Here is a 12,654-nt window from a genome sequence, read left to right as displayed (position 1 = left end):
TTGGTTCCACGTGTGACTAATCACGACGGCAGCTTCATGCACTCGAACAGACCGTTCACCTGTACGCGGGTGATTTCCCGCCACACGGAGCCAACCCGCACGGCACGATTTACCGGTAAAACGCAGTCCCCAAGGACAACAGATCATTCTCAAAATGAACGGAGTTCAGCGCGTGTTTTCAATTTCCCGCCGTCAACTGTCAGTGATTGCCGCAGCCCTCGTGCTCACTGCCTGCCATTCCCCCGTCAACGAACAGCCGCCGGCACCCGAGCTGGGTTCCGGCTATCGCACCGACCTGACGGCCCAACACGCCGAGCGCCATATGGCAGCAGCGGCCAACCCCCTGGCCGCCGAGGCAGGGCGCGAGATGTTGCGCCAGGGCGGTTCGGCGATTGATGCGGCGATTGCGATGCAGGCGGTGCTGACGCTGGTAGAGCCGCAATCATCCGGCATCGGCGGCGGCGCGTTCATCATGCTGTGGGACGGCAAAAGCGTGCATGCGTATGACGGCCGTGAAACCGCACCGGCCGGGGCGACCGAGCGGTTGTTCCTGAAGGCCGACGGCAAGCCGATGGCGTTTCCCGACGCACAGGTGGGCGGGCGCTCAGTCGGTACGCCTGGGGTACTACGTGCACTCGAGATGGCACACAAGAAGACGGGCCAGTTGCAATGGGCCAAGCTGTTCGAACCGGCAATCCGGCTGTCGGAAAACGGCTTCGCGATCTCTGCACGCCTGCACAGTTTGATCGCGGCCGACCGCTACATCGCGCAATCGCCAGAAATGGCGGCGTACTTTTTGAATGCCGACGGCACGCCGAAAGCTACCGGTACGCTGTTGAAAAACCCGGCGTTGGCCGAGGTGTTCAAACGCATCGCCAAGGAAGGACCGGACGCGCTGTACCACGGTTCGATCGCTGAGGAGATCGCCAGCAAGGTGCAGCGTCATCGCAATGCGGGCAGCCTGTCCGTGGCGGATCTGAAGGGCTACACCGCCAAGGAACGCACGCCGCTGTGTACTGACTACCAGCAATGGAAAGTCTGTGGCATGCCACCACCGTCCTCGGGCGGGGTCGCCATCGCGCAAATCCTGGGTACCTTGCAAGCACTGCAAGCCCAGGATCCAAGCCTGGCCATCGCCGCGATGCAACCCGTGAAAAGCCCATCACCCGCAGGCCTGGAACCCACACCCGAAGCCGTGCACCTGCTCGCCGAAGCCGGTCGCCTGGCCTTCGCTGATCGCGCGCTTTATATGGCGGACTCGGACTTTGTCCCGGTGCCCATCGCAGGCCTGGTCGCCCCGGACTACCTGGCCAAACGGGCCGCCTTGATCAGCGAGCGCAGCATGGGCATCGCCAAGCCGGGCACGCCTGAAGGCATCCAGGTGGCGTACGCGCCGGACCGTTCGCCGCTGCGCATCTCCACGTCGCAAGTGGTGGCGGTGGACGACCAGGGCGGGGCCGTCTCGATGACCACGACGGTGGAAGCAGCGTTTGGCTCCCACGTCATGGTCCAGGGCTTTTTGCTCAACAACCAGATGACTGACTTTTCGTTCATCCCCGAAGAGGACGGCCAACCTGTTGCCAACCGTGTGGAGCCCGGTAAGCGCCCGCGTTCGGCCATGGCACCGACCCTGGTGTTCGACCGCAAAAGCGGCGAATTACTGGCCACGGTAGGCTCGCCCGGCGGCTCGCAAATCATCGAGTACGTGAGTAAGTCCCTGGTGGCAATGCTCGACTGGAAACTCGACCCCCAGGCCGCGATCAGCCTGCCCAATTTCGGCAGTCGCAACGGTGCGACCGAGCTGGAAACCGGTATGTTCAGCCCAGCGTTGAAGCAGGCACTCAAGGACAAGGGCCATATGCTCAGCGAGATCGATATGACCAGTGGCATACAGGCCATCGTCCGCACGCGGGATGCCCAAGGCAAGGTGTCGCTGAGCGGCGGCGCCGACCCTAGACGTGAAGGCGAAGCAGTCGGCGACTGAGCATGTAGTGAGCGGGCTTGCCCCGCGCTGGGGCGCGAAGCAGCCCCTAGGAGGACCGCTGAGGTGGGTCAGGAAAATTTGAGGTGGATGGTTTTAGGGCTGCTTCGCAGCCCAGCGCGGGGCAAGCCCGCTCACTACAAGGCCCGGGGTGGGTCAGCGACTGATCTTCAACCCCTTGCGCCCCGCATGCCGTTCCAGCGCCAGCTCGATCAAGCGGCTCACCAGTTCGCTGTAGCTCATGCCCGCTGCCTGCCACAGTTTGGGGTACATGCTGATACGGGTGAAGCCGGGCAGTGAGTTGATTTCGTTGATCAGCACGTTGCCGTCGTCGGTGAGAAACACGTCGACCCGCGCCAAACCGGAACAGCCCAGCACCTCGAACGCCTCAATGGCCAGTCCACGAATGCGCTCGCTGGCGTCATGGCTGATAGCGGCCGGCACCACCACTTGGGCGGCCTGGTCGTCGATATATTTGCTGTCGTAGGAATAGAAACCGCTGCTCACCACGATCTCACCACACCCGCTGGCGATGGGGTGCTCATTGCCCAACACGGCGCATTCGATTTCACGGCCCTTTACGGCGGACTCAACCAACACTTTTTCATCAAAGCCCAGGGCCAGTTCAACGGCAGCGTGGTACTCGGCTTCGGTGCCGACTTTACTCACGCCTACAGACGAACCTTGGTTGGCCGGTTTGACGAACATCGGCAGGCCGAGCGTGTTCACCGCCGTATCGAAGGACGTGCGCGCGGCATTGCTGCGGGTCAGCGTGATAAACGGGGTGACGGTAATGCCGGCATCGCGCAGCAAGCGCTTGCTGATGTCCTTGTCCATGCACACCGCCGAGCCAAGTACGTCGGAGCCGACGAAAGGCAGGTCAGCCATGCGCAACAGCCCTTGCAGGCAGCCGTCTTCGCCGAGGGTGCCGTGGACGATGGGGAAGATCACATCGACATGTTCCAACAGGCCCGTGCCTGAGGTTTCCACCAGTTGCTGGCTGGCCTTGCCGGGCACTACCGCCAGTTCGCGATTGGACTGGTTGAGCGCAATCAGGGCCGGATTTTCCTGGTTGAGCAGGAAGTTCGAGGTGTCGTTGAGGTGCCAGTGGCCGGCCTTGTCGATACCGATCAGCACCGGCTCGAAGCGCGTACGGTCGAGTGCATCGACAATATTGCGCGCCGATTGCAACGAGACTTCATGCTCCGCCGAACGGCCACCAAAAATAATACCTACCCGCACCTTGCTCATGATCGGCCTCACTGTTGAAAGTAAGGCTTCTTACCACGGGCCGTCAGCGATTCGCTACCAAATGTGCACCGAACAGCACGTAGCAACCGCCGGCAAAGCGGTCGAGCCAATTGCGCGGTGTTGAGGAATTCCATGGGCGGCAGCTCCATCAGCACAAGGCAGGAACGGCGATCATGGGCCCCGCCCCCGCCCTGCACAATCGTACAAGACCCCGGCAGACAAGGGGTGCAGACTCAGTTAACGTGTTCCCACCTCTTTTTTGTGACAAGTCACCATGGGCAAACCCACCGCCACCCTCGACTGGCTGCACCGCGCCCCGCATGCCAGTGGCCTGGACCGTATCGAGGCGTACTTTGCCGGTTTCGCCTTCGACCCGCATCGCCATGACACCTACGCCATCGGGCGGACCTTGACTGGCGTGCAAAGCTTTCACTATCGCGGCGACATGATCCACAGCCTGCCCGGCATGACCATGGTGCTGCACCCCGATGAAACCCACGATGGTCACGCCGGCAGTGACGAGGGCTTCAAGTACCGGATGATTTACGTAGAGCCGTCGCTGATCCAGCAGATCCTCGGCGGCAAGCCGTTGCCGTTTATCCCCAGTGGCCTCTCCACGGACCCCAGGCTGTTTCGTGCCAGCGAAGTGCTGCTGCAGAACCTGGATAACCCTCTCGACCCGTTGCAGGAGCAGGACGCCCTGTTCGACCTGGCCCACGCGCTCAGCAACGTCTCGGGTGGGATCGTCAGCCGCAAGGCCTTCGATTACGTCGCCGCCGAACGCGCCAGGGAATTTATCCACAGCGCCTTGGGCCGCAGCATCACCCTGGATGAAATGGCCGACCACGCCGGCCGCGACCGCTGGGCCTTGTCACGGGATTTTCGCTTGCTGTTCGGCACCAGCCCCTACCGCTACCTGACCATGCGCCGCTTGGACCTGGTGCGCAGCCTGCTCGCCCAGGGCCAATCGCTGGTGGACGCGGCGTTGACCGCCGGCTTCACCGACCAAAGCCACATGACCCGGCAATTTCGCAGCACCTACGGCATGCCGCCGTCGCGTTGGGTGAAGATGCTCGGGCGCTGAAATCCCGACGGGAAATGCGCTCAGTGTGGGCTGCGCAGGGCATCAGGAGCACAACAGCGCAGGCGGCTTTCGGCGCGGAAAAAACCTACGCAACCTCAAGCAAGCGCCCCACGGGTCAGGTGGACAGTTGGTTGGCAAACTGCCCGACTGCGCTGACCACCTTTTGGGCGCCGTCCTGGATTTCCACGATCACCGTGCCCGCTTCGGCGGCCAGGGCCAGGCCTTGCTCGGCTTGCAGGCGGCCGTCGGTCATCAGGGCCACCGCCTCACGGGCCATGTCCTGGTTCTGACGTACCACGCCGACGATCTCTTCGGTCGCCTTGCTGGTCCGCGATGCCAGCTGCCGCACTTCATCGGCCACCACCGCAAAACCACGGCCCTGCTCACCGGCGCGCGCCGCTTCGATGGCAGCGTTGAGCGCCAGCAGGTTGGTCTGCTCGGCAATACCGCTGATGGTCTTGACGATGCTGCCGATCACTTGAGACTGAGCGTTCAGCGCCTCGATGCCGTCGCCGGCCTGTTGCATGTGCCTGGCCAGGTCGCGCATCACATCCACGGCCTGGGTCACCACAGTGGTACCACGCTGGGCGCTATTGTCGGTTTGCTGCGAGGTGCTGTAGGCAATGCTCGCCGCTTCGGCGACCGCCTGTTCCTGGTTGACCTGGTCGGTGATCACCGTGGCGAACTTGACCACTTTGTACAGCCGGTCATTGGCGTCCAGCGTCAGGCACAGCATTTCACTTTCCAGGCTCTCCTTGACCTGATCCAAGCTGGACAATTCTTCGCGAAGAGCCGACAGCTCCTGCTTCAAACGGGTGTTAAACATGGGGCACCGATGACCAAATGGGGGGAGATGAATCTGACCTGCATCGGCGCTTCCAGGATTTTCTTAAGAGGGCTTGAGCCCCGCCCCCAACTATATTTTTGGATCCATCAACTGCCGTTATTTCGGCACACACCCATCACTTGATACTCAAGGGTATTGAGCTTGCCGCTGGAGTCTTCATAGGTCATGCGCGACGGCACCGGGTTGCACGAGCGGATCGGCGGCGTGACATTGACCACCTTGGCGATGTCCAGCGCCATGCCATAGCGATAGGCCTGTACCTCAGGTGCCGGCTTGCCTTTCTTGGCCGCGTAGTCGGCCATGGCTTTTTGATTGCGCTCCATCATCAGCGCAAACGTACGGTCGCCCCCTCCTTCGGCCAATGCGCCGAACGACAAGATTGCAGTTAACACACCCAGGCCAACGGTATAAAAGTTCATGGTTAGTTCCTCGACTGATCGTTAAGTGCCGAGACTAACTAGCGGACCCTGACGCCACCTTCACCAGAACATTACTTATTTGTTAGATACGCGTGAGCTTCCAGAATTGTAATGTTCTTGCCACTTCATCGTTATCCACGGTTTGCAACTATCAGCCCGGGCCAGATCAATAAGAACGCCCGCTCATAAGAAGCTGATAACTGCCATTACCGAGGAGCAAACCATGCGTATCTGTCACTTCAGCCTTCCCCTTTCACTGTGCGCCGCCTTGCCCCTGGCCGCCGTGGCCGTGGAAGACAAACCCGAAGGCTTTATCGAAGGCAGCAGCTTCAACGTGCTGGCGCGTAATTTTTACTTCAACCGCGATGACCGCAAGGGCCAGTCCAGCCCCACCGGCAATGGCTATTCCGAAGCCTGGGCCCAGGGATTGATCGGCAAGTTCGAATCCGGCTTTACCCAAGGCACCGTAGGATTCGGCCTGGATGCGTTCGCCATGGTCGGGGTAAAACTCGACTCGGGCACCGGTCGCAGCGGCGGCAAGGGTTCGTTCGGCGTTCTACCGGTGGACAGCGAAAACCACCCCGAGGACAACTACAGCAAATTCGGCGGCGCCGCGAAATTGCGTGTGCTGGATACCGTGATCAAGGCCGGCGACGTATTCCCGCTGACCCCGGTGGTGGCTTACGGCGATTCGCGCGTCTTGCCGGAAAGCTTTCGTGGCGTGACCGCACAAAACACCAGCCTGGAGGGCCTGACCCTGCAGGGCGGACGCTTGAGCGGCATGAGCCAACCGACCGAAAGCGGCATGAACAAAGGCTTTGCGACCTTCTACGCGGGGCAGGTCGACTCGCCCTGGGTCGGCTATTTCGGCGGTGATTACAGCGTCAACAAACACCTCAGTGTCAGCCTCTACAGCAGCCGCCTGAAGGACGCCTGGGACCAGTACTACTTCGGCAGCGCCGCCAGTTATCCGCTGAATGAAGACGTCTCGCTGTTCGGCGACTTCAACTACTACAAAGCCGTGGACGAAGGTAAGAAACGCCTGGGTGAATTCGACAACAACATCTGGAGCGCAAGGCTTGGGGTGAAGGTCGGCGCCCACAGCCTGGCCGTATCACACCAGCGCAACAACGGCGATGACGATTTCGATTACCTGCGCCAGTCGGACTCGATCTTCCTGAACAACTCGATCCAGTACAGCGACTTCAACTCGCCCAAGGAACGTTCGTGGATGGTGCGCTACGACCTGGACATGCAGGCGTTCGGCATCCCCGGCCTGTCGTTCATGACCCGCTATGGCAAAGGCACTGGCGCCGACTACAGCAACGCCAACGCGGTGTACATGCGTCGCGATGCGGTAGGTGATCCACTCACCGATCAGCGCCGCTGGGAGCGGGATATCGAGGCCAAATATGTCGTACAGGCTGGCAACTTAAAGGACTTATCGCTGCGACTTCGCCAGGCAACAGTGCGCTCCAGTGCATTTGAGTCGGACCTGGAAGAAGTTCGGCTGATTGTCGAGTATCCAATGGCGGTGCTCTAAGGCACAGCGCTTACATTCACTTGCCGATGGCCTACATCTGTTCACAGGTTGAAGTCTGTCAGAACTGTAATATCGGCCTCACCTTCTCGTTAAGTTGCACTTTTTACACTGCACACCGAACACATCTCATCTCTGCGGCTTTTGTGTAGCTCCTTTGGAACAGAGATGAATTTTTGCGCCCCGGACGGGGCGTTTTTTTTGTGCGCCGACTCAGTGACGAATCGTCGCACCCGCCTGACGCGGCTTGACCCTAAAGCTACTTCACGGTTCAGAATTTTCCTACAGCCTACCCAGCCTCGCTATGAGGCCATGCCCCCTTTCCGTTTTCTTTGAAGGTAACCCCCCATGCGTATCCTTGTGGTTGAGGACGAGCAGAAAACCGCCGACTACCTGCAGCAAGGCTTGACCGAAAGCGGTTATGTCGTCGATTGCGCGGCCAGCGGCATTGATGGCCTGCACCTGGCCCGGCAACACCGCTACGAATTGGTGATCCTGGATGTCAACTTGCCCAACACCGACGGCTGGGAAGTGCTGGAACAACTGCGCCGCGACGGCAACCAGCGCGTGATGATGCTGACCGCGCGCGGCCGGCTGGCCGACAAGATCAAGGGCCTGGACATGGGCGCCGATGATTACCTGGTCAAGCCCTTCGAGTTTCCCGAGCTGCTGGCCCGAGTGCGCACCCTGTTGCGACGCAGCGAACACATCCCAGTGCCGGACGTACTGCGCGTCTCGGACCTGGAACTGGACCCGCGCCGGCATCGCGCCTATCGCGGCGACCGCCGGATCGACCTGACCACCAAGGAGTTCGCGCTGCTGCACGTGCTGATGCGCCAGGCCGGTGAAGTGATGACCCGCACGCAGATTATTTCGCTGGTGTGGGACATGAACTTCGACTGCGACACCAACGTCGTGGAAGTCTCGATCAGCCGCCTGCGGGGCAAGGTCGATGACCAGAGCGAGGTGAAGTTGATCCACACCATTCGCGGCGTGGGTTACGTGCTGGAGGCGCGCCCATGAGGACCAGCAGCCTGTCGATGCGCCTGGGGTTGACGGTCAGCCTGATGGGCGCCGGCCTCGTCGTGCTATTGGCGACCCTGGCGTACCTGGCCCTGACCCACGAGCTGGACAAGCTCGCGCGCAAAGGCCTGGAAAACAAAATGGAGCAGCTGGAGCACAGCCTCGGCCAGGGCCTCGACGCCCACGACATCAGCGACCGCCCCCATTCGCTGCTGGACCTGGTGATGGGCCACGACAACATCTACCTGACCATCATCGGCGCACGACCGGATGCGCCGGTGCTGCTGAGCGTCGGTGCCAAACCGCAGCAGCCGCTGTTGTTGGACGTGCCCGCCAGCAACACCCTGGCGTACTTGAACTGGGTCGACGGCCAGGGCAATCGCATCCTCAGCGCCACCCGCCTGATGCCGCTGAGCAGTGGCGAAAACGTGCGTGTGTTGCTGTCGCTGGATCGCTCCGACGACGAAGCGTTGCTCAGTGCCTACCTGCGTTCCACGGTGATCGCCCTGCCGATGCTGCTGATCCTGATCGGCATGGGCGCGTGGTGGCTGGTGCAACGCGGGCTCGCGCCGCTGCAGCAGTTCAGCCGCGTGGCGGCCAAGGTCAGCACCCAGGACCTGACCCATCGCCTGGAGCTGGACAACCTGCCCAAGGAGCTGGGCGAATTGGCCCAGGGCATCAACTTCATGCTGCACCGCCTCGATGCCGGCGTGCAGCAACTGTCGCAGTTCTCCGACGACCTCGCCCACGAGCTGCGCGCACCGTTGACCAACCTGATGGGCAAGGCGCAGGTGACCCTGTCCCGTGAACGGCCCTCGGAGGAATACAAGGCCAGCCTGGAATCCTGTACCGAGGAAATGGAGCGCCTGTCGCGGATGGTCTCCGACATGTTGTTCCTGGCTCAGGTCAGCCACCCGGCGGCGCGGGCCGAGTTTGCCCCGGTGTCGTTGGCACAGGAAGCGCAGCGGGTGATGGCGCTGTTCGCCCTCAGCGCCGAGGACAAGCACGTCACCCTGAGCCTGCGCGGCGACGCCTGGGTAACGGGGGACCGCCTGATGATCCAGCGCGCTATTTCCAACCTGCTGTCCAATGCCATTCGCCATACCCCGAGTGCCTCCAGCGTATTGCTGCTGGTGGAACGCTACGACCAGAGTGTGTCGCTGTCGGTGGGCAATCCGGGGCGCGGTATCGAAGCCCATCATCTGCCGCACCTGTTCGAGCGCTTTTATCGCGCCGATAGCAGCCGCACCCGGGCCGAAGGCGGCACCGGCCTGGGGCTGGCGATTGTGCAGTCGATCATGCACCTGCATCAGGGGCACGCCGACGTCAGCAGCCAGCCCGGCCGTTTTACGCGGTTCCGCCTGGTGTTTCCTCTTCCTTGCGATGGGCCCACTGATACAACGCCGGCAACACCAGCAAGGTCAGCAACGTAGACGAGATAATCCCGCCGATCACCACCGTCGCCAGCGGCCGCTGCACTTCGGCGCCGGTGCCGGTGGCGAGTGCCATGGGGATAAACCCGAGGGACGCCACCAACGCCGTCATCAGCACCGGACGCAGCCGGGTCAACGCGCCTTCGTTGATCGCCATCGACAACGAACGCCCCTCCTCGCGCAGGTTGCGGATGAAGGCGATCATCACCAGGCCGTTCAGCACCGCCACGCCGGACAAGGCAATAAAGCCGACCCCCGCCGAGATCGACAGCGGAATATCCCGCAGCCACAGCGCCATGATCCCACCGGTCAAGGCGAACGGAATCCCGGTAAACACCAACAAGCCGTCCTTGAGGTTGTTGAACATCATGAACAGCAGCCCGAACACCAGCAGCAACGCCACCGGCACCACGATGCGCAAGCGTTCGGACGCTTCTTTCAATTGTTCGAATTGGCCGCCCCAGGTGGTCCAGTAACCCGCCGGCACCTTCACCTGGGCAATCAACGCCGCCTCGGCTTCCTCCACAAATGAGCCAATATCCCGCCCACGCACGTTGGCACTGACGATCACCAGGCGCTTGCCGTTCTCGCGGCTGATCTGGTTCGGGCCGAGCACCAGGTCCAGGCTGGCGACCTGGGACAAGGCGATAAAACCCAGCTGGCCAGACGCGTTACCCGGCACCGGAACCAACAGCCGTGACAGCCCATCGATATCGGTGCGCAGCGCGTCGGACAAACGCACAACCATGTCAAAACGGCGATCACCTTCGTACAACGTACCGGCCTGGCGCCCGCCGACGGCGACGGCAATGGTGTCCTGCACATCGCCCACATTCAGGCCAAAACGCGCGGCCTTGTCGCGGTCGATATTGATGGTCAGCACCGGCAGGCCGGAGGTTTGTTCAACCTTGACTTCCGAGGCGCCGCTGAGCTTTTGCAGGGTCTCGGCGATTTCCCCGGCGGTCTTGTTGAGCACGTCCATGTCGTCGCCGAACACCTTCACCGCCACATCGCTGCGCACCCCGGAGATCAGCTCGTTGAAACGCAATTGGATCGGTTGCGACAACTCGTACGCACTGCCCGGCACAATCGCACTGGCGCGCTGGATGTCGGCGATGAGGGTCTCGCGGGACTTGTCCGGATCGGGCCATTGGTCCTTGGGCTTGAGCATCACGTAGCTGTCGGAAATATTCGGCGGCATCGGGTCGGAGGCAATTTCCGCGGTGCCGGTACGCGCGAATACCCGCTCGATTTCCGGCACCTGGGCCATCAAGGTTTTTTCCAGTTGCTGCTGCATCTGCACCGACTGCGTCAGGCTGGTGCCTGGCACACGCAAGGCTTGCTGGGCAAAATCACCTTCGCTGAGGCTGGGAATAAATTCACTGCCCATGCGGCTGGCGACAACGCCCGAGGCGACAATGGTCAACACGGCCAAGCCGAACACCAGCGGCCGGCGCGCCATCACCCAATCGAGCACCGGCGCATAGACCCGGCGTGCGCTGCGCATGACGAAGTTTTCGTCTTCCTTGACCTTGCCAGTCACAAACAGCGCAATCGCCGCCGGCACGAAGGTCACCGACAGAATCATTGCGCCCAACAAGGCAATCACCACGGTAAACGCCATCGGGTGGAACATCTTCCCGGCCACCCCGGTGAGGGCGAAGATCGGCAGGTACACCACCATGATGATCAGTTGCCCGAAGATCAGCGCCCGCCGCGCTTCCTTGGCGGCGGCGAAGACTTCATGCAGGCGCTCGCTGCGGGTCAGCAGGCGGCCATGACGCTGTTGCGCATGCGCCAGGCGACGAATCGCGTTCTCGACGATCACCACCGCGCCGTCGACGATAATGCCGAAGTCCAGCGCGCCGAGGCTCATCAGGTTGGCGCTGACCTTGTTGGTGAACATGCCGGTAAAGGTGAACAACATCGCCAGCGGAATCACCATCGCGGTGATCAGCGCAGCGCGGATATTACCGAGGAACAGGAACAGCACCGCCACCACCAGCAGCGCACCTTCGAAGAGGTTTTTCTTCACGGTGGCGATGGCTTTTTCGACCAAGTTGGTGCGGTCGTAGACGGTGACCGCGACGACGCCTTCGGGCAGCGAGCGGTTGATCTCTTCAAGTTTTTTCGCCACGGCCTGGGACACGCTGCGGCTGTTTTCGCCAATCAACATGAACACCGTGCCCAGCACCACTTCGCGGCCATTTTCCGTGGCAGCGCCGGTACGCATCTCACGGCCGATGTCGACCTGCGCCACATTGCGCACGCGGATCGGTGTGCCGTCCGAGCTGGTGATGACGATGTTGGCGATGTCATCGATGGACGCCAATTGCCCGGGCGCACGGATCAGTAATTGCTCGCCACTGCGCTCGATGTAGCCCGCGCCCACGTTGGCGTTGTTACGCTCCAGCGCCGTGACCAGGTCATTCAAGGTCAGGTTGTAGGCGGCCAGGCGCTTGGGGTCGGGCGCAATCTGGTATTCCTTGGCAAAGCCGCCGATGGTGTTGATCTCGGCCACACCCGGCACGTTGCGCAGTTGCGGCTTGATGATCCAGTCCTGGATGACCCGCAGATCGGTCGGGGTGTAGGGGGTGCCATCGTCCTTGAGCGCGCCGTCCTTGGCTTCCACGGTCCATAGGAAAATTTCCCCGAGGCCGGTGGAAATCGGCCCCATGGCGGTTTCAATACCGGCGGGCAATTGCTCGCGCGCCACCTGAAGACGCTCGTTGACCAATTGCCGGGCGAAAAAAAGGTCGGTGCCGTCCTTGAAAATTACCGTCACCTGAGACAAGCCGGAGCGCGACAGCGAGCGGGTCTGCTGCATGCCGGGCAAACCGGCCATGGCGGTTTCGATGGGAAAGGTGATGCGCTGCTCGGTTTCCAACGGTGAAAACCCGGCCGCCGCCGAGTTGATCTGCACCTGCACGTTGGTGATGTCGGGCACCGCGTCGATGGGCAACTTCTGATAGCTGGCGATGCCGACACCGGCCATCAACAGCACCGCCAGCAGCACGATGATGCGCTGCTCGATGGCAAATTGGATAAGGCGCTCAAACATGGGGAATCACTCGCA

Annotated in this window: 9 protein-coding genes and 1 pseudogene; 5 read left to right on the top strand and 5 right to left on the bottom strand. The window is 61.6% G+C overall.

The genetic code is table 11. The annotated features are described in order from the left end of the window. Window positions 1-154 precede the first annotated feature (154 nt). Complete coding sequence (gene ggt / locus AO064_RS22235; protein ID WP_064054683.1) at window positions 155-1,984, top strand: gamma-glutamyltransferase; 1,830 nt, start codon at window positions 155-157, stop codon at window positions 1,982-1,984. Between the two features lie 153 nt (window positions 1,985-2,137). Here the strand turns inward: ggt and ddlA are convergent, their stop codons facing one another. Together ddlA and AO064_RS30765 are read right to left on the bottom strand one after the other, a co-directional pair. Then, window positions 2,138-3,232, bottom strand: coding sequence for a D-alanine--D-alanine ligase (gene ddlA / locus AO064_RS22230; protein WP_064054682.1), 1,095 nt, complete (start codon window positions 3,230-3,232; stop codon window positions 2,138-2,140). 43 nt (window positions 3,233-3,275) lie between these two features. Next, window positions 3,276-3,356: pseudogene (locus tag AO064_RS30765) on the bottom strand (lysine transporter LysE); the annotation flags it as partial. A 150-nt stretch (window positions 3,357-3,506) separates the two neighbouring features. Here AO064_RS30765 and AO064_RS22225 point away from each other — a divergent pair. Next, entirely contained in the window at window positions 3,507-4,316 is an 810-nt protein-coding gene (locus AO064_RS22225; protein ID WP_012722081.1) for an AraC family transcriptional regulator, read from the top strand. A gap of 115 nt (window positions 4,317-4,431) precedes the next feature. Here AO064_RS22225 and AO064_RS22220 read toward each other — a convergent pair whose 3' ends face one another. Together AO064_RS22220 and AO064_RS22215 are read right to left on the bottom strand one after the other, a co-directional pair. Beyond that, window positions 4,432-5,052 (bottom strand): methyl-accepting chemotaxis protein, encoded by a 621-nt coding sequence (locus AO064_RS22220; RefSeq protein ID WP_244159547.1) that lies wholly within the window; start codon window positions 5,050-5,052, stop codon window positions 4,432-4,434. A gap of 197 nt (window positions 5,053-5,249) precedes the next feature. Then, window positions 5,250-5,582 (bottom strand): DUF2790 domain-containing protein, encoded by a 333-nt coding sequence (locus AO064_RS22215; RefSeq protein WP_046034137.1) that lies wholly within the window; start codon window positions 5,580-5,582, stop codon window positions 5,250-5,252. A 223-nt stretch (window positions 5,583-5,805) separates the two neighbouring features. On the opposite strand from AO064_RS22215, the gene AO064_RS22210 reads away from it, so the two are divergent. The 3 genes from AO064_RS22210 to AO064_RS22200 all read left to right on the top strand — a co-directional run bounded on the left by AO064_RS22210 (window position 5,806) and on the right by AO064_RS22200 (window position 9,578). Continuing rightward, entirely contained in the window at window positions 5,806-7,125 is a 1,320-nt protein-coding gene (locus AO064_RS22210; protein WP_064054681.1) for an OprD family porin, read from the top strand. A 345-nt stretch (window positions 7,126-7,470) separates the two neighbouring features. Next, a complete protein-coding gene (locus AO064_RS22205; RefSeq protein WP_012722077.1) occupies window positions 7,471-8,145 on the top strand; it encodes a heavy metal response regulator transcription factor in 675 nt (224 codons plus the stop codon). Then, on the top strand, window positions 8,142-9,578 hold the full coding sequence (locus AO064_RS22200) for a heavy metal sensor histidine kinase (RefSeq protein ID WP_064054680.1): 1,437 nt from the start codon (window positions 8,142-8,144) through the stop codon (window positions 9,576-9,578). Before AO064_RS22205 ends, AO064_RS22200 begins: the two co-directional genes overlap by 4 nt. On the opposite strand, the gene AO064_RS22195 is transcribed toward AO064_RS22200, so the two are convergent. Then, window positions 9,493-12,639: a CusA/CzcA family heavy metal efflux RND transporter gene (locus AO064_RS22195; RefSeq protein WP_064054679.1), complete on the bottom strand. Its 3,147-nt coding sequence runs from the start codon at window positions 12,637-12,639 to the stop codon at window positions 9,493-9,495. The two genes, AO064_RS22200 and AO064_RS22195, sit on opposite strands and share 86 nt — an antisense overlap. Window positions 12,640-12,654 lie beyond the last annotated feature (15 nt).

It is taken from the genome of Pseudomonas marginalis (assembly GCF_001645105.1).
Classification (GTDB): domain Bacteria; phylum Pseudomonadota; class Gammaproteobacteria; order Pseudomonadales; family Pseudomonadaceae; genus Aquipseudomonas; species Aquipseudomonas petroselini.
Note: the sequence above shows the minus strand (reverse complement) of the source record. Positions and strands in the feature narration are given on the sequence as shown.

Excerpts from the sequence above, each read along its gene's own strand:
- AO064_RS22225 (WP_012722081.1), top strand. The coding sequence starts at position 3,507 with ATGGGCAAACCCACCGCCACCCTCGACTGGCTGCACCGCGCCCCGCAT.
- AO064_RS22195 (WP_064054679.1), bottom strand. The coding sequence starts at position 12,639 with ATGTTTGAGCGCCTTATCCAATTTGCCATCGAGCAGCGCATCATCGTG.
- AO064_RS22215 (WP_046034137.1), bottom strand. The coding sequence starts at position 5,582 with ATGAACTTTTATACCGTTGGCCTGGGTGTGTTAACTGCAATCTTGTCG.
- AO064_RS22200 (WP_064054680.1), top strand. The coding sequence starts at position 8,142 with ATGAGGACCAGCAGCCTGTCGATGCGCCTGGGGTTGACGGTCAGCCTG.
- AO064_RS22220 (WP_244159547.1), bottom strand. The coding sequence starts at position 5,052 with ATGCTGTGCCTGACGCTGGACGCCAATGACCGGCTGTACAAAGTGGTC.
- ggt (WP_064054683.1), top strand. The coding sequence starts at position 155 with ATGAACGGAGTTCAGCGCGTGTTTTCAATTTCCCGCCGTCAACTGTCA.
- AO064_RS22210 (WP_064054681.1), top strand. The coding sequence starts at position 5,806 with ATGCGTATCTGTCACTTCAGCCTTCCCCTTTCACTGTGCGCCGCCTTG.
- AO064_RS22205 (WP_012722077.1), top strand. The coding sequence starts at position 7,471 with ATGCGTATCCTTGTGGTTGAGGACGAGCAGAAAACCGCCGACTACCTG.
- ddlA (WP_064054682.1), bottom strand. The coding sequence starts at position 3,232 with ATGAGCAAGGTGCGGGTAGGTATTATTTTTGGTGGCCGTTCGGCGGAG.